Here is a 2,864-nt window from a genome sequence, read left to right as displayed (position 1 = left end):
CCTGCCCGCCGCCGTGCAGCACGGGCGTGAGGTCGAGCCCGCGCCGCGCGAGCAGCGCACCGACCCCGCCGGGACCGCCGAGCTTGTGCCCCGACACGGTCATCGCGTCCAGCCCCGACGCCGCGAAGTCCACCGGCACCTGCCCGACCGCCTGCACCGCGTCGGCGTGCACCGGGACGCCGTACCGCCGCGCGAGCGCGACGACCTCGTCGAGCGGCTGCAGCGCCCCGACCTCGTTGTTCGCCCACATCACCGACAGCAGCGCCGCCTGCGGGCCGTTCTCCTCGAGCTCGTCGCGCAGCGCCGCGACGTCCACCACGCCGTCGGCGTCGACGGGCAGCAGCACCAGCTCCGCGCCCGCGTGCTCGGCCATCCAGAACGCGGGGTCGAGGACCGCGTGGTGCTCGACCGCCGACACGAGGATGCGGCGCCGCGACGGGTCCTGCGTGCGGCGCGCCCAGAACAGCCCCTTGACCGCGAGGTTGTCGGCCTCGGTCCCGCCCGACGTCCACACGACCTCGCTGGGTCGCGCACCGAGCGCCGCCGCGGCCGTCTCGCGCGCTTCCTCGACGACGCGTCGCGCCGCCCGGCCCGAGCCGTGCAGCGACGACGGGTTGCCCGGGTGCGCCAGGTGCTCGGTGAGCACGCGCGCAGCCCCCGGGAGCATGGGCGTGGTCGCCGCATGGTCGAGGTACGCAGTCATCCGCACCAGTCTACGAACGTGCGCGCGGGACCCCGGACGGCGGCCGCCCGTGCGGGTGCCCGGCCGCAGCGTGGTCTCACCCTCGAAAGACGTCGACGCGGCCTGGCAGGATGTGCGCCGTGAGTGCCGACGAGGTCATCGCCCTGCCGCCCGCGTTCAGCGGCCAGCGGCTGGACTGGCGTGACCTGCCCCGGCACGTCCGCGAGCGCATCAGCACGCTCGCCGGCTCCCAGGTGACCGCCGAGATCAGCGCGACCAGCGGGTTCAGCCCCGGCTTCGCCGCCGTCCTCGAGTTCGCCGACGGCCGCGGCGTGTTCGTCAAGGCCGTGTCCGCCGAGCAGAACCCGGTCTCCCCGCACCTCGCGCGTGCCGAGACGCGCGTCGCCGCCGCCCTGCCCCCGCAGGTGCCCGCGCCGCGCATGCTGTGGTCCGACGACGACGGCGACTGGGTGATCCTCGGCTTCGAGGTCGTGCACGGCCGCTCCCCCGAGCTGCCGTGGCGTCCGGCCGACCTGGCCGCCGTCGCGGACGCCGTGGGAGCGCTTGCGGACGTCGAGCCGCTGCCCGGCCACGGCCTGCCGCGCATCGACGACGTGCTCGCCGAGGACTTCACCGGCTGGCGCCGCCTGGTCGACCTCGACGAGGCCACCCGCGAGGGCGTCGTCGCCCGGGCCGGCGACCTCGGCCAGTGGGCGCGGGACCACCACGAGAAGCTCGTCCTGCGAGAGCAGGAGGCCCTGCGGGTCTGCGCCGGCGACGCGCTCGTGCACGGCGACCTGCGCGCGGACAACGTGATGATCGACGACCAGCACCGCGTCTGGCTCATCGACTGGCCGCACGCCGCGATCGGCGCCCCGTGGCTCGACTGGGCGTTCATGCTGCCGAGCGTGTCGCTGCAGGGCGGCGGCGACCCGCACACCGTCTTCCGCGCGTCCGCCGTGAGCGAGGGCGTCTCCGATGACGACCTGCGCGCCGTCCTCGCCGGCCTGTCCGGGTACTTCATCTCCTCGTCGCTGCAGCCCCCGCCCCCGGGCATCCCGAACCTGCGCCGCTTCCAGGCGGCTCAGGGCGTCGCCGCCCTCCGCTGGCTCCGCGACCTCTCCTGATCGCTCGCGATACCGACATGGGTGCCGCCCGCGCACGCGGAACGGCACCCATGTCGGTATCGCGGCTGGTCAGCCCTCGGAACCCACGGTCGGGCCCTTGCGCTCCGCTGCGGGTCAGCCCTCGGAACCTCCGGTCGGGCCGACCCTGCGCTCCGCTGCGGTCGGGCGCCGCTGCGCGACGCCCACCCTCCGCTGCGCTCCGGGTCAGCCCTCGGACTTGAGGCGGCGGAGCTCCGCCGACGCCTGCGGGAGGACCGTGAACAGGTCGCCCACGACGCCGAAGTCGGCGATCTCGAAGATGGGCGCGTCGGCGTCGGCGTTGATCGCGACGATCGTGCCGGACGCCTGCATGCCGCCGCGGTGGTGCACGGCCCCGGACACGCCGGCGCCGATGTACAGCCGCGGGGACACGGTGACGCCGGTCTGGCCGATCTGCGCGTCGTGGCCGATCCAGCCCTCGTCGGTCGCGACGCGCGTGGCGCCGACGGCACCGCCGAGGACGTCGGCGAGCTCCTCGACGGGGCTGAAGTCGCCCTCGGTGCCGCGCCCGCCGACGACGACGACGTGCGCGCTGCCGAGGTCGGGCCGGCCGCTGTCGGGCCGCTCGGTCCGCTCGACGAGCGTGACGCGCCGCGCGCCCTCGGAGACCGCGACCGCGTGGGACACGACGGCGGGCGCTCCCCCGGTCGCGGACGCGTCCACGACGACGGAGTTGGCCTTGACGGTGACGACGGCGAGGGGCGCGGTGATCGCGCAGCGCGTGTTCCAAGTGCCGGCGAAGACGGTCTTCGAGGCGACGTAGCGCCCGTCCTCGACGACGAGCCCGTCGGCGTCGGTGACGACCCCGGCGCCGGTGGCGACGGCGAGGCGCGCCGCGGCCTCCTTGTTCTCGAAGGACGACACGAGCAGCACGAGGCCTGCCCCGGTCGCCGCCACGAGCGAGCCCAGCGCCTCCGCCAGGACGGCCGTCAGGTGCAGGTCGGCGTCGGCGACGACGCGGTGCACCTGCGTGACGCCGAGCGCGCCGAGCTCGGCGAGGACGAGATCGGAAGAGC

Annotated in this window: 3 protein-coding genes; 1 reads left to right on the top strand and 2 read right to left on the bottom strand. The window is 75.6% G+C overall.

Annotated elements, in window-relative coordinates; genetic code table 11:
• On the bottom strand, positions 1 to 703 hold a 703-nt coding region (locus HGA02_RS15325), incomplete at its 3' end, for a cysteine desulfurase family protein (RefSeq protein WP_168679908.1).
• Between the two features lie 119 nt (positions 704 to 822).
• Between HGA02_RS15325 and HGA02_RS15320 the strand changes: the two genes are divergently transcribed.
• Positions 823 to 1,809: a phosphotransferase gene (locus tag HGA02_RS15320; RefSeq protein ID WP_168679907.1), complete on the top strand. Its 987-nt coding sequence runs from the start codon at positions 823 to 825 to the stop codon at positions 1,807 to 1,809.
• A 204-nt stretch (positions 1,810 to 2,013) separates the two neighbouring features.
• Here the strand turns inward: HGA02_RS15320 and HGA02_RS15315 are convergent.
• The coding region (locus HGA02_RS15315) for an electron transfer flavoprotein subunit alpha/FixB family protein (protein ID WP_168679906.1) at positions 2,014 to 2,864 on the bottom strand (851 nt) is incomplete at its 5' end.

Source organism: Cellulomonas septica, assembly GCF_012396155.1.
Taxonomy (GTDB): Bacteria; Actinomycetota; Actinomycetes; order Actinomycetales; family Cellulomonadaceae; genus Cellulomonas; species Cellulomonas septica.
Note: the sequence above shows the minus strand (reverse complement) of the source record. Positions and strands in the feature narration are given on the sequence as shown.